Source organism: Nocardia sp. NBC_00565, from assembly GCF_036345915.1.
Taxonomy (GTDB): domain Bacteria; phylum Actinomycetota; class Actinomycetes; order Mycobacteriales; family Mycobacteriaceae; genus Nocardia.
The window spans coordinates 3,955,428-3,972,102 of sequence record NZ_CP107785.1 but is presented as its reverse complement, the minus strand read 5'-3'; the positions used below and the strand labels follow the sequence as shown (position 1 = coordinate 3,972,102).

20 protein-coding genes are annotated in these 16,675 nt (G+C 65.7%); 10 read left to right on the top strand and 10 right to left on the bottom strand.

The features are described 5' to 3' along the window. Nucleotide 1: 1 nt before the first annotated feature. Nucleotides 2–418 carry a nuclear transport factor 2 family protein gene (locus OG874_RS19040; RefSeq protein WP_330256469.1) on the bottom strand — a complete coding sequence of 139 codons (417 nt, stop codon included), beginning with the start codon at nucleotides 416–418 and terminating at the stop codon, nucleotides 2–4. 123 nt (nucleotides 419–541) lie between these two features. Here OG874_RS19040 and OG874_RS19035 point away from each other — a divergent pair, with 123 nt between their 5' ends. After that, a complete protein-coding gene (locus OG874_RS19035; protein ID WP_330256468.1) occupies nucleotides 542–1,105 on the top strand; it encodes a PadR family transcriptional regulator in 564 nt (187 codons plus the stop codon). Here the strand turns inward: OG874_RS19035 and OG874_RS44775 are convergent. From OG874_RS44775 to mptB, 5 genes are all read right to left on the bottom strand, one after another. Beyond that, a complete protein-coding gene (locus OG874_RS44775) occupies nucleotides 1,003–1,338 on the bottom strand; it encodes an NAD(P)-dependent oxidoreductase (RefSeq protein ID WP_442943360.1) in 336 nt (111 codons plus the stop codon). The two genes, OG874_RS19035 and OG874_RS44775, sit on opposite strands and share 103 nt — an antisense overlap. Nucleotides 1,339–1,587: 249 nt before the next feature. Beyond that, the gene (locus tag OG874_RS19025; RefSeq protein WP_330256467.1) at nucleotides 1,588–2,562 is read right to left on the bottom strand and encodes a COX15/CtaA family protein; all 975 of its coding nucleotides are present in this window, start codon (nucleotides 2,560–2,562) and stop codon (nucleotides 1,588–1,590) included. Nucleotides 2,563–2,683: 121 nt separating this feature from the next. Further along, nucleotides 2,684–3,475 carry an ABC transporter permease gene (locus OG874_RS19020; protein ID WP_330256466.1) on the bottom strand — a complete coding sequence of 264 codons (792 nt, stop codon included), beginning with the start codon at nucleotides 3,473–3,475 and terminating at the stop codon, nucleotides 2,684–2,686. Beyond that, on the bottom strand, nucleotides 3,472–4,404 hold the full coding sequence (locus OG874_RS19015) for an ABC transporter ATP-binding protein (RefSeq protein WP_330256465.1): 933 nt from the start codon (nucleotides 4,402–4,404) through the stop codon (nucleotides 3,472–3,474). Before OG874_RS19015 ends, OG874_RS19020 begins: the two co-directional genes overlap by 4 nt. After that, a complete protein-coding gene (gene mptB, locus OG874_RS19010) occupies nucleotides 4,401–6,083 on the bottom strand; it encodes a polyprenol phosphomannose-dependent alpha 1,6 mannosyltransferase MptB (protein WP_330256464.1) in 1,683 nt (560 codons plus the stop codon). Before mptB ends, OG874_RS19015 begins: the two co-directional genes overlap by 4 nt. A 272-nt stretch (nucleotides 6,084–6,355) precedes the next feature. On the opposite strand from mptB, the gene OG874_RS19005 reads away from it, so the two are divergent. Genes OG874_RS19005 through OG874_RS18975 form a run of 7 tightly spaced genes read left to right on the top strand, consistent with a single transcriptional unit; the run spans nucleotide 6,356 to nucleotide 12,827 of the window. Further along, nucleotides 6,356–7,174 carry a helix-turn-helix transcriptional regulator gene (locus OG874_RS19005; protein WP_330256463.1) on the top strand — a complete coding sequence of 273 codons (819 nt, stop codon included), beginning with the start codon at nucleotides 6,356–6,358 and terminating at the stop codon, nucleotides 7,172–7,174. Further along, complete coding sequence (sufB, locus tag OG874_RS19000; protein ID WP_330256462.1) at nucleotides 7,171–8,607, top strand: Fe-S cluster assembly protein SufB; 1,437 nt, start codon at nucleotides 7,171–7,173, stop codon at nucleotides 8,605–8,607. Before OG874_RS19005 ends, sufB begins: the two co-directional genes overlap by 4 nt. Next, nucleotides 8,607–9,854 carry a Fe-S cluster assembly protein SufD gene (gene sufD, locus OG874_RS18995; RefSeq protein ID WP_330256461.1) on the top strand — a complete coding sequence of 416 codons (1,248 nt, stop codon included), beginning with the start codon at nucleotides 8,607–8,609 and terminating at the stop codon, nucleotides 9,852–9,854. The genes sufB and sufD overlap by 1 nt, the downstream gene beginning before the upstream one ends. A gap of 39 nt (nucleotides 9,855–9,893) precedes the next feature. After that, nucleotides 9,894–10,712: a Fe-S cluster assembly ATPase SufC gene (sufC, locus tag OG874_RS18990; RefSeq protein WP_330256460.1), complete on the top strand. Its 819-nt coding sequence runs from the start codon at nucleotides 9,894–9,896 to the stop codon at nucleotides 10,710–10,712. Nucleotide 10,713: 1 nt separating this feature from the next. Next, nucleotides 10,714–11,967 (top strand): cysteine desulfurase, encoded by a 1,254-nt coding sequence (locus OG874_RS18985; protein ID WP_330256459.1) that lies wholly within the window; start codon nucleotides 10,714–10,716, stop codon nucleotides 11,965–11,967. Between the two features lie 3 nt (nucleotides 11,968–11,970). After that, complete coding sequence (sufU, locus tag OG874_RS18980) at nucleotides 11,971–12,465, top strand: Fe-S cluster assembly sulfur transfer protein SufU (RefSeq protein ID WP_330256458.1); 495 nt, start codon at nucleotides 11,971–11,973, stop codon at nucleotides 12,463–12,465. Beyond that, entirely contained in the window at nucleotides 12,462–12,827 is a 366-nt protein-coding gene (locus OG874_RS18975; RefSeq protein ID WP_330256457.1) for a metal-sulfur cluster assembly factor, read from the top strand. The genes sufU and OG874_RS18975 overlap by 4 nt, the downstream gene beginning before the upstream one ends. Nucleotides 12,828–12,831: 4 nt before the next feature. Here the strand turns inward: OG874_RS18975 and OG874_RS18970 are convergent, their stop codons facing one another. Continuing rightward, a complete protein-coding gene (locus OG874_RS18970) occupies nucleotides 12,832–13,155 on the bottom strand; it encodes an SDR family oxidoreductase (RefSeq protein ID WP_330256456.1) in 324 nt (107 codons plus the stop codon). Between OG874_RS18970 and OG874_RS18965 the strand changes: the two genes are divergently transcribed. Further along, entirely contained in the window at nucleotides 13,154–13,360 is a 207-nt protein-coding gene (locus OG874_RS18965) for a hypothetical protein (RefSeq protein ID WP_330256455.1), read from the top strand. The two genes, OG874_RS18970 and OG874_RS18965, sit on opposite strands and share 2 nt — an antisense overlap. Before the next feature lie 100 nt (nucleotides 13,361–13,460). Next, nucleotides 13,461–13,895, top strand: coding sequence for a DUF4189 domain-containing protein (locus OG874_RS18960; RefSeq protein WP_330256454.1), 435 nt, complete (start codon nucleotides 13,461–13,463; stop codon nucleotides 13,893–13,895). 57 nt (nucleotides 13,896–13,952) lie between these two features. Here OG874_RS18960 and OG874_RS18955 read toward each other — a convergent pair whose 3' ends face one another. Genes OG874_RS18955 through OG874_RS18945 form a run of 3 tightly spaced genes read right to left on the bottom strand, consistent with a single transcriptional unit; the run spans nucleotide 13,953 to nucleotide 16,544 of the window. Continuing rightward, nucleotides 13,953–14,615, bottom strand: a complete 663-nt coding sequence (locus tag OG874_RS18955) for a methionine ABC transporter permease (RefSeq protein ID WP_330256453.1) — start codon at nucleotides 14,613–14,615, stop codon at nucleotides 13,953–13,955. A 52-nt stretch (nucleotides 14,616–14,667) separates the two neighbouring features. Next, nucleotides 14,668–15,675, bottom strand: a complete 1,008-nt coding sequence (locus OG874_RS18950) for a methionine ABC transporter ATP-binding protein (protein WP_330256452.1) — start codon at nucleotides 15,673–15,675, stop codon at nucleotides 14,668–14,670. Then, a complete protein-coding gene (locus OG874_RS18945; RefSeq protein ID WP_442943359.1) occupies nucleotides 15,672–16,544 on the bottom strand; it encodes a MetQ/NlpA family ABC transporter substrate-binding protein in 873 nt (290 codons plus the stop codon). Before OG874_RS18945 ends, OG874_RS18950 begins: the two co-directional genes overlap by 4 nt. Nucleotides 16,545–16,675 lie beyond the last annotated feature (131 nt).

Here is a 16,675-nt window from a genome sequence, read left to right as displayed (position 1 = left end):
GTTATGCGCCGGCGGCTTCGCGCTGAGTCTGTTCGATCGCTTCCTGTTTGATCCGATCGAATTGCGCGCCCATCGCCTCGGCCAGCGCGGTCGCCGCCGAGAGCGGACGGACCATGACCATCAGATCGTCGATCTTGCCGTCCGCGTCGAGGTGGATGAAATCGCAGCCGGTGACGTGCTTGCCGTTCACCTTCGCCTCGAACACCAGGGCGTGATCGCGACCGCCTGGATCGGCGATCTCCCGGATATAGCGGAAGTCCTCGAAGACCCGCATGACACCGCGCAGAATCGCCGCGGTGATGGGCTTGCCCGGATAGGGCTGGAATGCCACCGGGCTGGTGAACACCACATTGTCGGCCAGCAGCGCCTCGACCGCCGCCGCGTCCAGCGCCTCGACTGCCTTGCGGAAGGGATGCATCGCGCCACCTTTCATATGCAACTAGTTGACTAGGGTCTTCGTACCGTAGCGCTGTATCAGTGCTGGTGTCCATGGGTGAGTGGACAATTTTTTGAATAATCATATTGGTGATATGGTCGGCCGATGGCGCTTCGCAATGCCGTGCTCGCCGCGTTGCTCGAGGGCGAGGCGTCGGGCTATGACCTGGCCAAGGGGTTCGATGCCTCGGTGGCCAATTTCTGGATGGCCACACCGCAGCAGCTCTATCGGGAACTGGACCGGATGACCGCTGCTGGTCTGCTCGCGGCCAGGCTCGTCGAGCAGGAGCGCAGGCCCAACAAGCGGCTGTACTCGCTCACTGCGGCAGGGCGAGATGCGTTGCGCGCCTTCACTGTTGAGCCGTCCAAGCCCACCGCGATCCGGGATGAGCTGCTGGTGAAGGTTTCGGCCCTGGACAGTGGGGATGCGGCGGCGGTTCGGGCCGCGATCGCCGAGCGGGCTGAGTGGGCGACGGCGAAACTGGCGCGCTACGAACGGCTTCGGGCCCGGCTACTCGATGGGCGCACCGAAGATGACTTTCTCGCCGACGCCGGACGCGTCGGGCCCTATCTCACACTGCTGCGCGGCATCTCATTCGAGCAGGAGAACCTGCGGTGGGCCGAGTTGGCGCTGAAGGTCATCGATGGGCGCACGCGAGCGCACGTCTGAATCGGGTTGTCAGTAATCGCCGCGTACCAGGTTTTTCGGCAACTCGCCGGCCGCATATCGAGCGACTCCGCCGCGACGACGGAGTAGGCGCGTTCGACGACGCCTCGGCTGTTGCCTGCGACGTGAGGCGTCAGCAGCAAGCCCGGTGCGGTCCAGAGCGAATGGTCGGCCGGTAACGGCTCCGGATCGGTGACATCCAGCGCCGCGCGTAGCCGTCCCGACTCCGTAATCATCTGGCACAAGGACAGTGATCGGCATGCCTGCCAGGCTAGCCGCGCTCGGGGCTTCGGTCACCGAATTGCATCCGATCATCGGACCTTTCGACGCCCACCGGCGATGTCACTCTGCGCCGCTGCCGGGCCGCGTACGTTGGCGGCGCAGCCGTTGGGGCCGGAGTCGGTGATGACCCGGGCTCGGCCGGGCGTGCGCCAATTGCCAAGCGGTGTACGGGAGTCCGGCCACAGCGGCCATGGATCAGCCGACTACGCCGACTGTTTGGTTGCGTTCGGGACCGGTGTGCAGACTCGTTCGCGGGTTCGGAGCGAGGCCCAGAGGGCAGCGGTGGCGGCGGTGCAGGCCGCGGCGCCACCGACGTGAGTGGCGACGAGGGCCGCGGGGACATCGGTGAAGTACTGGACGATGCCGACGAGGGACTGGGCGCAGACCAGGCCGAGGAGTACGAACAGGCGGGTGCGGACGGCGGCGGTGATACCGACGGCGAAGAGGCCGAAGGCCAAGCCGATGAGCAGGGCGAGGTAGCCGACCAGCAGCTGGGAGTGCAGGTGCACCAGGGTGACGATCTCGACCTGGAGGCGTTCGACGGGACGCTCGATGCTCTTATCGCCCGCATGCGGCCCCGCGCCGGTGACCAGGGTCCCGGCGACGAGTACGGCGGCGAGGGCGATACCGCTCAGGCCGGTCAGCCAGCGCAGGGGCGCGGGCGCCTGGATCACCTCGATGCCGTCATCGGGTTCGCTGACCTTCGCGAACATCACCACCGCGACCCACACCATCAGCATCGAGGCCAGCAGATGGACCGAAACCGTCCACCACAGCAGCCCGCTGCGCACGGTGATACCGCCGATGACCGCCTGCAGGACGGTACCGCCCGGCATCAGCCACGCGTACACCAGCACCTCGCGCCGGCGGCGGGCGCGAGTGACGGCGAGCACGATGAGCGCCGCGCACAGCGTCACCGCGAACGACAGCAGGCGATTGCTGAACTCGACGGTCTGGTGCAGCACCGGAACTTCGGCGACACCGGTCGGGGTGAAGCTGCCGGGGAAGCATTGCGGCCAGGTCGGGCAGCCGAGTCCCGATGCCGTGACGCGCACGATCGCGCCGGTGACGGCGATGCCGGCCTGGGAGACGATGACCGCGACGGCGATCGAGCGCTGCACCCGCGGCGAGGGCAGCGGGAGCAGATCGACGAGTCGCAGGAATGCGCGATACAGCACGCAACGATGGTAGCCGGGCTGCATTCACTGCCCGCAGCCGGTCTACTACATTCCGTCGTTGGCCAAGATCGCGATCGGTGGCGCAAACGTTCTGCGATGTGGTCCCTGCAGGTGCGGCCGCCTAGTCGAAGCGGAAGAAGCGGGTCGCGAGGACGCCGCAGACCGCACCCCAGGCGGCGAGAACAGCGATGCCGAACCAGTCGACGCTATTGCGCATCGCGTCTTCCAGCGTGACCGCGAGCGCCCCCGACGGCACCAGCCGCACAACCACATTCACCGCCGATGGCAGATCATCGGACGCGAACACCACACTCGCGATGCCGAGCATCACGAACCAGAGGATATTCGCCAGCGCCAGCACGACCTCCGCCTTGAGTGTGCCGCCGAGCAGCAGCCCCATCGCCGCGAACGTCGCGGTGCCGAGCGCGATGACCACCGCGCCGAGCCCGAGCCCCGCGAGGTCGGGTCGCCAGCCGAGCGCAAATCCGATGGCTCCCAACAGAATCGCCTGCAACACCACCACGATCAGCACCGCGGCGCTCTTGCCCGTCACGATGCCCCAGCGCGGGAGCGGGGTCGCGCCGAGTCGTTTGAGCGCACCGTAGCGGCGGTCGAAGCCGACCGCGATGGCCTGCCCGGTGAACGCGGTCGACATGACCGCGACCATCATCACCGCGGGCACGATCTTGTCGACCCGCTCGTCGCCGAGGTCGCCGAACGGCAACAGGCTCAGCCCGACCAGCAGCGTGATCGGAATGAACATGGTGAGCAGCAGCTGTTCGCCATTGCGCAGCAACAGGATCAGCTCGAGCCGGGTCTGCGCAATCATCATCGCGAAGCGGCCGCTCGGGCGCGGATCGGGAGTGAAAGTGCCAGGGGCGAAACGGTTTTCGACCAGATCCGACTGGTTCATCCGCGTAGGTCCCGTCCGGTGAGTTCCAGAAAGACGTCTTCGAGGCGGCGCTGGTCGATCCGGATATCGGTCGCCAGCACATTCTGCTGCGCGCACCACGCGGTGACCGTCGCCAGCACCTGCGGGTCGATCTCGCCCTCGACCAGATACGATCCGGGCGTTGTCTCGCGGGGCGAGAAGCCTTCCGGCAGCGCCATTTTCAACAGGCGCAGATCGAGTTTCGGTGGGGCGGTGAAGCGTAGCTGTCCGGCCGCACCGTGCGCGGTGACCTCGGCGGGCGTTCCGAGGGCGACGATCCGGCCGTGATCGATGATCACCAACTGGTCGGCGAGCTGCTCGGCCTCATCCATCATGTGCGTGGTGAGCAAGACGGTCACCCCGTCGCGGCGCAGCGCGTCGATCAGCTCCCACACGATGAGCCGGGCCTGTGCGTCCAGGCCCGCGGTCGGCTCGTCGAGGAAAACGATCTCCGGCTTCCCGACCAGCGCGCACGCCAACGCGAGCCGCTGCTGCTGGCCGCCGGAGAGGCGGCGATACGGGGTGCGCCGGTTGTCCTGCAGGCCCAGCGTCTTCAGCAACCAGTCGGGATCGAGCGGGTCGGCGGAGTAGGCCGCGACCAAGTCGAGCATCTCGCCCGCCCGCGCACCCGGGTACGCGCCGCCGCCCTGCAGCATGACGCCGATGCGCGCACGCAGCCGGTCGGAGTCGGCGATCGGATCGAGTCCGAGCACCCGGACCGAACCCGCATCCGGCGCGTTGAAGCCCTCGCACATCTCGACGGTCGTGGTCTTACCCGCGCCGTTCGGGCCGAGCAGGGCCAGCACCTGCGCCCGTTCGACATCGAAGCTGATCCCGTCGACCGCGATGGTCTCGCCGTAACGCTTGACGACGCCGTCGACGCGAACGGCGGGTCCGGAATCGGCAGTCACGATGACACACCGTAAGAGGTGGCTTGCTGTGACGGAGCCGACACCCCCGCCTGACCGCGCCACGGCAACGCATTGCGGGTGATCATGATGAACAGCAGCGAGACGATCACCGTGGCAATGGCCGCACCGACGATCTGGAACACCTCGAGATCCGCGCCGCGCGGCATCAGGATCACGCTCACCACCGCCGAGAACGCGACCGCGGGCACGCGGAAGACCGGCTTGGTCGCCCACGCGGCCAACGGCACGATCGCCCACAGCAGATACCACGGCTGGACCACTGGGAACAGCAGCACGATCGCACCCAGCGCGACCCCGAGCGCCCCGACCGGATGCAATCGCCCGGTCCCCGTCGCCACCAGCATGCGGACGGTCACGAACGCCGCGACCACCGCCGCGATCGGCCGCGTGATGCTGAGCAGCGCCGTCGTGTTGTCCCCGAGCCCGAGCAGCACCCCACCGAATCCGGTGACGATGCCCAATGCCGTCGGCAACGACATCCAACTGCGGACCGCGCTCGCGGTGTTCAGCGTGTAGATCCAGCCGAATCCGAGCCCGCTGACCGAACTGATGAAAAGTGTTGTGCCGATGGCGATCGCGCCGAGCATCAGCGCCGAAATCACGAGTGTGCGCAGGCTCGTACCCCATCTGCGCGCCAAGGCCATACCGACGAATCCGAGCGCGATGATGGAGGTGAACTTGATCGAGGACGACAGTGCTATCACCACCACCCCGAATATCAGCAGCGCATAGGCCCGCCCATCGAACGGATGGGTGTCCTCGATGGCGCGCAGCGCGAATTCCATTCCGGCCAGCATCAGCCCGAGCATCAGCGCGTCATTGTGCACCCCGCCGACCAGGTGGAACAGCACGAGGGGGTTCGCCGCGCCCAGCCACAGCGCACTCACCGGTGCGACACCGCAGCGCACCGAAAGTCGAGGCAGCGCCCAGACGATCAGCGCGACTCCGGCCAGTGCGAGCAGCCGATGCACCCATACGCCGAGAATGATGTTGTCGCCGGTGAGTTCGGCGATGCCGCGACCCATCCAGAGGAACAGCGGGCCATAGGGCGCGGGCGTATCTCGCCAGATCGTCGGGACGTTATTGGTCAGCACATTGTCGATCCCGAGCCCGGCGACCGGCCCCTCCTGATACGGATCGATCCCGCGCGCCGCGATCTCGCTCTGTGCGAGATAGGAATAGACGTCATTGCTGAACAGCGGCGGCGCGATGCTGAGCGGAATGATCCACAGCAGCAGCGTCCGATCCAGCTGCGATCGGCTCAATCGGTGCAGCGGCGACCCACCGATACCGCCGACCGCGAACCGGCCGAGCAGCAGCCAGGCCATCACGACCACGACGGTGCCGATCATGCACATCGCCAGCGATCCGGTGTGCGCGCGGGCGAAGATCCCGAGTATCCGCACTCCGGAGGTCGGGTTCTGCTGGACGGGTTGCGCGCCGATCCCGAGCGCGCTGATCGCCATCAATACGGTTCCGGTCGCGCCGAGCAACCGAATCCGGTCGAGTTGCGCGGTCTCCTTGCGATCGAGTCCGGGCACCTCGGTCTCGTCGCTGTGCAACAGTGCGATGCTGTGATCGGCGGCGGGCACATCGAGTCCGAGTGCCCGGCGCCCGAATGCCAGTGTCCTGCGCCGTGCGCCCTCGAGTACCGCCACGAGACGCAGCCTAGTTCGGATGAACCGGCGAGCGTATGCACGGGCACCAGAAGAGGTGTGTGCCGCCGATTCGATTTAGATCAGCAATATGTGGCCTAAATCGCACTGGCAATTCCGTCGGATGCGCAGACCTCCCGCGGCGCAAGAGGTGCAGGTGGCGAACTCGCCGTCGCCCGTTCTCGGCCGCGGCCGCGCTTCCGCGCAGGTCATCGGCACCGTAACTCAGGGCACCCTTATTAGATTCCGGGAAGTAATTCCGTCACACTGGTGTTGTGAAAACCGTGGGTTTGTCGCACGACGAGGACGGAGGGACCGGTCGCCGTACCGGTGCCGCGTCCCCTGCCGCGCCTGCGACCCTGGTCGCGGGCGGTGAGGGACATACCCGAGCCGCGGTCGTGCAACTGCTGCTCGAACAGGGGCCGATCACCGCGACCGCGATCGGCAGCAAGCTCGGCCTGACGCCGGCCGGTGTCAGGCGGCACTTGGACGCGCTGATCGGATCCGGTCAGGCGCGGGCCAGCCGTTCGGCGCCGTGGCAGCAGAAGGGGCGCGGCCGGCCGGCCAAGCAATACCAGCTCACGGCCGTGGGGCGGGGACGGCTCGGGCACGCCTACGACGATCTGGCCGGAGCGGCCATCCGTCAGCTCGGTGAGGTCGGCGGCGAACAGGCCATCACCGAATTCGCGCGCAAGCGGGCCAGGACCATTGTCGAGGGCATCGAACCGGTCGGCGAACACACTCCGGAGATCACCACCGCCAAGGCGGAGGAGATCGCCGAGGCCTTCACCGATGCCGGCTTCGCCGCGTCCACCCGCAAGGTCGGCGCGGGCGTACAGATCTGCCAGCACCACTGCCCGGTGGCGCACGTGGCCGAGGAATTCCCGCAGTTGTGCGAGGCCGAACTCGAGGCTTTCCGGGACCTGCTCGGAACCCACGTACAGCGACTTGCGACGATCGCCAACGGCGATTGCGCGTGCACGACCCACGTGCCGCTGTTCGTTCTGCCTATTACCGATAAGAAGACAGCTCCATCAACCGCTGCACAGCCCGCAGCGGTACGTACGAACGACTCCGGAAGGAGTGCCGAATGACGACGACCACCGACCAGGTGCAACCGCTCACTCAGGAAGAAACCATCGCTTCCCTGGGCAACTACGGTTACGGCTGGGCCGATTCGGATGTGGCCGGTGCCAGTGCGCAACGAGGCCTGTCCGAGGCTGTCGTCCGCGACATCTCGGCCAAGAAGAACGAGACCGAGTGGATGCTCGAACAGCGGCTCAAGGCGCTGCGCATCTTCGATCGCAAGCCCATGCCGAACTGGGGCTCCAACCTCGACGGCATCGACTTCGACAACATCAAGTACTTCGTGCGCTCCAGCGAGAAGCAGGCCGAGAGCTGGGAAGATCTCCCCGAGGACATCAAGAACACCTACGACAAGCTCGGCATCCCGGAGGCGGAGAAGCAGCGCCTGGTCGCCGGTGTCGCCGCGCAGTACGAGTCGGAGGTCGTCTACCACTCGATCCGCGAGGACCTGGAGAAGCAGGGCGTCATCTTCCTCGACACCGACACCGGTCTGCGCGAGCACCCGGAGATCTTCGAGAAGTACTTCGGTTCGGTCATTCCGGCCGGTGACAACAAATTCTCCGCGCTGAACACCGCCGTGTGGTCGGGTGGCTCGTTCATCTACGTGCCGCCGGGCGTGCAGGTCGACATTCCGCTGCAGGCCTACTTCCGGATCAACACCGAGAACATGGGCCAGTTCGAGCGGACGCTGATCATCGTCGACGAGGGCGCCTACGTGCACTATGTCGAGGGCTGCACCGCGCCGATCTACAAGTCCGATTCGCTGCACTCCGCGGTCGTCGAGATCATCGTGAAGAAGGGCGGTCGCTGCCGCTACACCACCATCCAGAACTGGTCGAACAACGTCTACAACCTGGTCACCAAGCGGGCCAAGGCCGAGGCGGGCGCGACCATGGAATGGGTCGACGGCAATATCGGCTCCAAGGTCACCATGAAGTACCCGGCGGTCTGGATGACCGGTGAGTACGCCCGTGGTGAGGTCCTGTCGGTGGCCTTCGCCGGTCCCGGTCAGCACCAGGACACCGGCGCGAAGATGCTGCACCTGGCGCCGCACACCTCGTCCACCATCATCAGCAAGTCGGTGGCGCGTGGCGGTGGGCGTGCTTCCTACCGCGGTCTGGTGCAGGTGAACAAGGGCGCGTACGGCTCCAAGTCGACCGTGAAATGCGATGCGCTGCTCGTCGATACGATCAGCCGCTCCGACACCTACCCCTACGTCGACATCCGCGAGGACGACGTAACGATGGGGCACGAGGCCACCGTCTCGAAGGTGTCCGCGGACCAGCTGTTCTACCTGATGAGCCGCGGCCTCACCGAGGACGAGGCCATGGCGATGGTGGTGCGCGGCTTCGTCGAGCCCATCGCCAAGGAACTCCCGATGGAATACGCGTTGGAACTGAACCGGCTCATCGAGCTGCAGATGGAAGGGGCCGTTGGCTGATGGCGACTGGCGACAGTACTTTGCTGGGTCGCTCCGCAGGCTCCGCTCTCGCGGGAGCGGTCGAGGGCGAGAATCCCACGGCCAAGCCGATTCAGAACCCGGGCGCAGGAGCCGCGACCAACAAGGGTGAGGTCTTCACCTCCTACGACGTGAACGCCTTCGAGGTGCCTAGGGGCAAGGACGAGGCGTGGCGTTTCACCCCGCTGCGTCGACTGCGTGGCCTGCACGACGGCACCGCGGTCCGCGACGGCAAGGCCACGGTCGAGGTCTCCTCGGTCGCCGGAGTGAACGTGGAGACGGTGGCGCGCACCGATTCTCGTCTCGGCGTGGCTGGTGTGCCGTCGGATCGCGTTGCCGCCCAGGCATACTCGGGCTTCGAGTCGGCGACGGTCGTGTCGGTCGGCGCGGAGACCGAGGTCGCCGAGGCGGTGGTCGTCACGGTCACCGGTCCCGGCGAGGGCAAGACCGCCTATGGGCACCTGCAGATTCGCCTCGGCAATTTCGCCGTCGCCACCGTGGTCATTGACCAGCGTGGCAGCGGAACCTATGCCGAGAACGTCGAATTCGTGCTGGGTGACAGTGCGAAGCTGACCGTTGTCGCGGTCCAGGACTGGGCCGACGATGCCGTGAACACCACCGCGCACCACGCCAAGCTCGGTCGCGACGCGACCCTGCGGCATATCGCGGTGACCCTCGGCGGCGATCTGGTGCGCCTCACCGCGAATGTCCGCTACGACGGTCCCGGCGGCGACGCCGAACTGCTCGGCCTCTATTTCGCCGATGCCGGTCAGCATTTCGAGCAGCGCCTGCTCATCGATCACGCGGTCCCGCACTGCAAGTCGAATGTGCTGTACAAGGGTGCGCTGCAGGGCGATCCGCATTCGCCCAAGGGTGATGCCCGCACGGTGTGGGTCGGTGACGTGCTCATCCGCGCCGCCGCCGAGGGCACCGACACCTTCGAGGTGAACCGCAACCTGGTGCTCACCGACGGCGCGCGCGCCGATTCGGTGCCGAACCTGGAGATCGAGACCGGTGAGATCGTCGGCGCCGGACACGCCTCCGCGACCGGTCGTTTCGACGACGAGCAGCTGTTCTACCTGCGCGCTCGCGGTATTCCGGAGGATGCGGCCCGCCGTCTGGTGGTGCGTGGCTTCTTCCACGAGATCATCCAGAAGATCGCGGTCCCCGAGATCCGGGAGCGGCTGGAGGCGGCCATCGAGGCCGAACTCGCCGCGATCGGCGTCTAACCGACTGAAACCTACTCCCCACAAAGGAATTCGAATTCGATGACCACCCTGGAAATCAAGGACCTGCACGTCGAGGTCGCCAACCCGGACGAGTCCGGCGAGCCCATCAAGATCCTCAAGGGCGTGAATCTCACCATCTCCTCCGGTGAGACGCACGCGATCATGGGCCCCAACGGTTCCGGCAAGTCGACCCTGTCGTACGCGATCGCCGGGCACCCGAAGTACACGGTGACCTCCGGCTCGATCACCCTCGACGGCGAGGACGTCATGTCGATGTCCGTCGACGAGCGCGCGCGGGCGGGTCTGTTCCTGGCCATGCAGTACCCGGTCGAGGTTCCCGGCGTCTCGATGTCGAACTTCCTGCGCACCGCGGCCACCGCGGTCCGCGGCGAGGCCCCCAAGCTGCGCACCTGGGTCAAGGAGGTGAAGGAGTCGATGAGCGAACTGGAGATCGACGCCGCCTTCGCCGAGCGCAGCGTGAACGAGGGCTTCTCCGGCGGTGAGAAGAAGCGCCACGAGATTCTGCAGCTGGGCCTGCTCAAGCCGAAGATCGCCATCCTGGACGAGACCGACTCCGGCCTGGACGTGGACGCGCTGCGCATCGTCTCCGAGGGCGTCAACCGCTACAAGGAACGCGAGAACGGTGGCGTGCTGCTGATCACGCACTACACCCGGATCCTGCGTTACATCCAGCCCGAATTCGTGCACGTGTTCGTCGGTGGCCGCATCGTCGCCGAGGGCGGCGCCGAGCTGGCCGAGGAACTCGATGCCAACGGCTACGTCCGCTTCACCCAGAGCTCACCCACCCCGTCGGCTCCGCCGACTGCCGTCCCCGAATCTGCAACCGCGGGAGCCTGATATGACCGCCACGGTCCGTACCCTCGACGTCGCCCGGATCCGGGCCGACTTCCCGATCCTGAGCCGCACGGTTCGGGATGGGAAAACGTTGGTGTACTTGGACTCCGGCGCGACCTCGCAGCGTCCGCTCGCGGTGCTCGATGCGGAACGGGAGTTCCTCACCGAACGCAATTCTGCGGTGCACCGCGGTGCGCACCAGCTGGCCGAGGAGGCCACCGACGCCTACGAGGGCGCGCGGGTCGATATCGGCCGGTTCGTCGGCGTGGACGCCGATGAGATCGTGTTCACCAAGAACGCGACCGAATCGCTGAACCTGGTCACCTACTCGTTCGCCGACAGTCGGTTCCCGTACCACGTGGGCCCCGGCGACGAGATCGTCATCACCGAGCTGGAACATCACGCGAATCTTGTTCCGTGGCAAGAGCTTGCGCGGCGCACCGGTGCCACTCTGAAGTGGTACGGCGTCACCGATGACGGCCGGATCGATCTCGATTCACTCGAATTGTCTTCGGCCACCAAGGTTGTCGCGTTCACCCATCAGTCGAATGTGACCGGTGCGGTCACCGATGTCGCCGAATTGGTCCGTCGGGCAAAGGAAGTCGGCGCTGTGACGGTGCTCGACGCCTGCCAGTCGGTACCGCATATGCCGGTGAACTTCCGCGAGCTGGATATCGACTTCGCCGCATTCTCCGGGCATAAGATGCTCGGCCCGTCCGGTGTCGGCGTGCTCTACGGGCGGCGCGCGCTGCTCGCGGAGACGCCGCCGTTCATCACCGGCGGCTCGATGATCGAGACGGTCACCATGGAGCGCACCACCTACGCCCCGCCGCCGCAGCGGTTCGAGGCCGGTGTGCCGATGACCTCGCAGGTGGTCGGATTGGGCGCGGCCGTGCGGTATCTCGAACAGATCGGCATGGAAGCCGTTGCGGCACATGAGCACTCGCTCACCGGTGCGGCACTGGACGGCCTCGCCGCGATCGACGGCGTCCGGATCATCGGCCCGGCCGAGAACATCGACCGCGGTGGCGCGGTGTCGTTCGTGGTCGAGGGCATCCACGCGCACGATGTCGGGCAGATTCTGGACGACGAGGGCGTCGCCGTGCGGGTCGGCCACCACTGCGCCTGGCCGCTGATGCGCCGCCTCGGTGTGCCCGCGACCGCCCGTGCCTCCTTCGCCGTCTACAACACCCTCGATGAGGTGGACGCACTGGTCGCCGCGGTGCGGAAGGCTCAGCGGTTCTTTGGAGTTGCATAAGACATGCGCATGGAGCAGATGTACCAGGAAGTGATCCTGGACCACTACAAGCACCCGCATCACCGCGGGCTGCGGGAGCCGTTCGGTGCCGAGGTGCACCACGTGAACCCGACCTGCGGTGACGAGGTGACCTTGCGCGTCCACCTCGACGACAAGGGTGACGTCGCCGATGTGTCCTATGACGGTCAGGGTTGTTCGATCAGTCAGGCCGCAACTTCGATTCTCACCGATCAGGTGATCGGGCTGCCGGTGCAGCAGGCGCTGAAGGTCGTCGATTCGTACAGCGAGATGATCTCCAGCCGCGGCACTGTCGAGGGTGATGAGGATATGATCGGTGACGGCATAGCGCTCGCCGGTGTATCCAAGTACCCGGCGCGGGTGAAGTGCGCACTGCTGGGCTGGATGGCGTTCAAGGATGCGGTGGTCCGGATTACCGCCGCCGAAGATGCCAAGCGGATAATGGGCAGCAACACGTCCACGAATGGGGCCTCGTCATGAGTGAAACACCTACCGAAACCACCGAACAGCCGCAGCTGTCCGAAGAGGACATCAAACGCCTCGAGGACATCGAGGAGGCGATGCGCGATGTCGTCGACCCCGAACTCGGCATCAACGTGGTCGACCTAGGGCTCGTCTACGGCCTCGCGGTCGAGGAGGAGATCTGCATCCTCGATATGACCCTGACCTCCGCGGCCTGCCCGCTGACCGATGTCATCGAGGACCAGTCCCGCAACGCCCTGGTCCGCAGCGGCCTTGTCGAAGACCTCAAGATCAACTGGGTCTGGGTGCCGCCGTGGGGCCCGGACAAGATCACCGAGGACGGCCGCGAACAACTGCGCGCCCTCGGCTTCACGGTCTAGACACTCATCGTCCACCGGCGAGGTCGAGGAAGGAACCGGTGACGTAGGACATCCGCCGAATCGCGTTGCGCACGCACAGGATCGGCCCGATGACGTTGACGCTCATGATGCGCCGCAACCGTTCGGCATCGAATTCATCCACCCTGCGTTGGGTTTCGAGCGTGGCCGCATTGTTGACGAGCCCGTTGAGCGCACCGAACTCGGTATCCACCCGGTCGAACAACTTGTCGATGTCATCGGGCTCACTCAGATCCGCCCGCACCGCAATGGCAGTACCGCCATCGCCGGTGCTTCCGCGCCGAGAGAGCAGATTTCTCGGCGCGGCCATGCTGGTGCTGGTCCTGACCGGTGCGGTGACCACCCATCTCATCGATGACGCGCCGTTCTGGCAGGGCACCTCCGCTCCGATCCATCTGGTGATCATGATGGTTATCGCGCTGGTGAATTGGCCCGCCGATTGGCGGGATGTACTGCCGCCGTGGGGCCGAGTCGCACCGAGCACGGGAGGCGCTGTGACACTGCAGGATCGCTGACTCCGTTTTGTCGGACCCAGGTGATACAAAGATTTGGACAATTCGGATCATGCCGACCAGGATTCGATCCGAAGCTAATTCTGAACTGGGGAGACATCACATGTCACTATCGTCCAAAGCCGTGGGGCTGGCGGCCGCGTCCGCGGGTGCGTTCATCGCCGTCGGGGCCGGTGCGGCACAGGCGGACGGTGGCCTCTACGGCTCGCTGGCGATCTCGGTCTCAGCACAGGGCGATGCGACCCTCGGCTGGGCGTACAACTACGCGAACTGGGCGGATTCCGACCGCGTCGCGGTACAGCACTGCGGCTTGCCCAGCTGCCACATCATCGTCCAGTTCGCCAACGCGTGCGCGGCCGTCGCCCGCAATGGCGACGATCACCTTGGCTGGGCCTGGGCGCCGACCAGGGCCGAGGCCGAGCAGCAGGCGATCGCCAACGCTGGGCCGACCGCTCCGCCGCCGTTGCTGAACTTCGGCAGCTCCGTGCCGCGCGCACCGCGCATCGTCGATTCGCAGTGCACCGCGAACGCGAGTTGATCGAAATGTGCGCTCTCGACGTCATCCGCGTCGAGAGCGCACTTTTCGGTGCGAGCCTCAGCGGCGTAGCACCTTCCGCGCGATGAAATTGCCGAGGAACTGAATCCCCTGCACACCAGCGATAATGATGAGGGTGGCTACCAGCGTGACCTGCCAATCGAAGCGCTGATATCCGTAGACCAGTGCGAAATCACCGAGCCCGCCGCCACCGACCGTACCCGCCATGGCGGACATATCGACGATGGCGATAACCACGAACGTGTAGCCGAGGGCCAAGGGGCCCAACGCTTCTGGGATCAGCAGCGTCAGAATGATCCGCAGTGGTCCGGCGCCGACGGCCCTGGCCGCCTCTATCACGCCGGGATCCACCGTCACCAGATTCTGTTCCACGATGCGCGCGATACCGAAGGACGCCGCCACGATCATCACGAAGCCCGCGGCCTCGGTGCCGATCGTCGTCCCGACCACCTCCAGCGTCACCGGCCCGAGCGCCGCGAGCAGGATGATGAACGGAATCGGCCGAACCACGTTCACCAGGACGTTGAGCAGCACATTGATCGGTGCGTTGGCCAGTAGTCCACCCTTGCGAGTGGTGTAGAGGGCCGTGCCGAGGAACAGCCCGATCAACCCGCCCACCACGAATGTGAGCAGCACCAAATAGATCGTGGTGCCGATGGCCTCGGTCAGTACCGGGCGGAGTTTGTCCCAATCCGTATGCATCGGTACTCCTTTCAAGCCGTGCGGGTCGTTTCGAGCGACCTGCAAGCAGCCGCTAGCGGCGATCGAGTTCGTCGATCACCTTGTCCACGTCGTCATCGGAACCACGCAGCGCGAGCGTCACACTGCCGAAGGTCTTGTCCTGCAACGTGCTCACCCCGCCGTAGACCACCTCGAACCCGACACCCGCCTGCGCGGCGACGGTCAGAGCCGCGCCGATCCCGCGCTCGTCATCGATGTCCACGGTGACCAGCCGCCCGCCGTGCAGTTCGCCGAGCCGCCGCAGCTCCTCGGCATCGGGCCGGTTGTGCAGCACGGTTTCCACGAACGACCGCGTCGGCGGCGCCTGCGGAGATGCGAAAACCTCGAAGGTGCCGGCGAGTTCGACGATCTGCCCTTCGGCGAGCACCGCCACCCGATCGGCCACCGCGCGGATCACGTCCATCTCGTGCGTGATCACCACGATGGTGACCCCGAGCTCGCGGTTGATCTTCTTCAGCAGCCGCAGCACCTCACCGGTGGTCTCCGGATCCAGCGCCGAGGTCGATTCGTCCGCGAGCAGCAGCGACGGCGAAGTCGCCAGGGCGCGCGCGATGCCGACCCGCTGCTTCTGTCCGCCGGAGAGCTGGTCCGGATAGCTGCGGGCTTTTTCAGCGAGCCCGACGAACTCCAGTAATTCTTTGACCCGCGCTTTGCGTTCGGCGCGCTTCCAGCCCGCGACCTTCAGCGGATATTCGATATTGCCTGCGGCCGTGCGTGATCGGAACAGATTGAACTGCTGGAACACCATGCCGATATCCCGGCGGATGCGGCGCACCTCGGCCTCGCGTACCCCCGTGATGGGCGTGCCGGAGACCTCGATGGTGCCGGTGGTCGGCTTCTCCAGCGCATTGATCAGCCGGACCAGCGTGCTCTTTCCCGCGCCGGAATAGCCGATCACACCGAAGATCTCGCCCTGCTCGATGCGCAGATCGATATCGTTGAGCGCGATATGCCGATCCGCGCCCTTGCCGAAAACCTTGGTGACCGAGCGGAATTCGACGGCGGGAACCTGCTCGCTCACTTGCCGTCTTTGATGGTCTGCTGCACCCGGGTCAGAATCTGCTCCAGTTCAGGGCCGGTCCGCTCGACCTCGACGGCGGTGTTCTTGGTGACCTGGGCGTGCGCCTGCTGTACCTCCGGATCGTGCCAGAGCTGGGCAACCTTCTGGTAGAGCTCGTTGTTCTTGTCGGCGGCCCGCGACACCACGACATTGATGTACGGTTCGGCCGCCGGATTCTTCGGATCATCTTTGTACAGCGCCGAAGTGGGGTCGATGCCGGAACGCTCGAGGAAGGTGTTGTTGATGATCGAGCCGTCGACCGAGGCAAGTGAGAGCGCGGTCTGCGCCGCGTCGACCGGGGTCACCTTGACCTTGGACGCGCCCTTATCGATATCGGCGGGGGTCGGCGACTTGGCGTCGCCCGAGAGCTTCAGCAAACCGGCGGCCTGCAGTACGAACAGCGCCCGCGCCTGGTTGGTCGGATCGTTGGGGATCGCGATCTCGGCGCCCTGTGGCAGATCCGCGACCGACTTGTGCTTCTTGGAGTAGAGCCCGAGCGGCACGATATAGGTCGAGGCGATCGGGGTCAGGGTGTCGTTGTTGGCCACGTTGTAGGCGCCGAGGAACTGCAGATGCTGGAACAGATTCAGATCGATCTGCTTCTGCGACAGGGCCAGATTCGGCTGCTTGTAGTCGGAGAAGTTGGTGATCCGCAGGGTGATGCCCTGTGACTTCGCCTTCTCTTCGAAGACGTCCCAGGCGTGATCCTTGTCGGTGGTGCCGATGCGGACTACGTTGTCGGCGGAAGCTTTGTCGTCGCCGCACGCCGTGAGGGTGAGGGCCGCGGTTGCTACCAGGACCGGGATCGCCAGTACCCGATGGAATTTCACTCGTGCTCCCGAATTGCTCGTCGCGATATGAACCCGGTAATCCAAGCGATGCACCGAGAGGACGGGCAACGGTTTGGATTGGGCTGAGCGAAACACTGGCAACAAGTTGGACGTCCGTCTAGGTTGCCTGC

Bases quoted from the DNA above. Each gene is read 5' to 3' on its own strand.
- OG874_RS18960 (WP_330256454.1), top strand. From the start codon at position 13,461: ATGTCACTATCGTCCAAAGCCGTGGGGCTGGCGGCCGCGTCCGCGGGT.
- sufC (WP_330256460.1), top strand. From the start codon at position 9,894: ATGACCACCCTGGAAATCAAGGACCTGCACGTCGAGGTCGCCAACCCG.
- OG874_RS19040 (WP_330256469.1), bottom strand. From the start codon at position 418: ATGCATCCCTTCCGCAAGGCAGTCGAGGCGCTGGACGCGGCGGCGGTC.
- OG874_RS18985 (WP_330256459.1), top strand. From the start codon at position 10,714: ATGACCGCCACGGTCCGTACCCTCGACGTCGCCCGGATCCGGGCCGAC.
- OG874_RS18965 (WP_330256455.1), top strand. From the start codon at position 13,154: ATGCTGGTGCTGGTCCTGACCGGTGCGGTGACCACCCATCTCATCGAT.
- OG874_RS18955 (WP_330256453.1), bottom strand. From the start codon at position 14,615: ATGCATACGGATTGGGACAAACTCCGCCCGGTACTGACCGAGGCCATC.
- OG874_RS18975 (WP_330256457.1), top strand. From the start codon at position 12,462: ATGAGTGAAACACCTACCGAAACCACCGAACAGCCGCAGCTGTCCGAA.
- OG874_RS44775 (WP_442943360.1), bottom strand. From the start codon at position 1,338: ATGATTACGGAGTCGGGACGGCTACGCGCGGCGCTGGATGTCACCGAT.
- OG874_RS19020 (WP_330256466.1), bottom strand. From the start codon at position 3,475: ATGAACCAGTCGGATCTGGTCGAAAACCGTTTCGCCCCTGGCACTTTC.
- OG874_RS19035 (WP_330256468.1), top strand. From the start codon at position 542: ATGGCGCTTCGCAATGCCGTGCTCGCCGCGTTGCTCGAGGGCGAGGCG.
- sufD (WP_330256461.1), top strand. From the start codon at position 8,607: ATGGCGACTGGCGACAGTACTTTGCTGGGTCGCTCCGCAGGCTCCGCT.
- OG874_RS18970 (WP_330256456.1), bottom strand. From the start codon at position 13,155: ATGGCCGCGCCGAGAAATCTGCTCTCTCGGCGCGGAAGCACCGGCGAT.
- sufB (WP_330256462.1), top strand. From the start codon at position 7,171: ATGACGACGACCACCGACCAGGTGCAACCGCTCACTCAGGAAGAAACC.
- sufU (WP_330256458.1), top strand. From the start codon at position 11,971: ATGCGCATGGAGCAGATGTACCAGGAAGTGATCCTGGACCACTACAAG.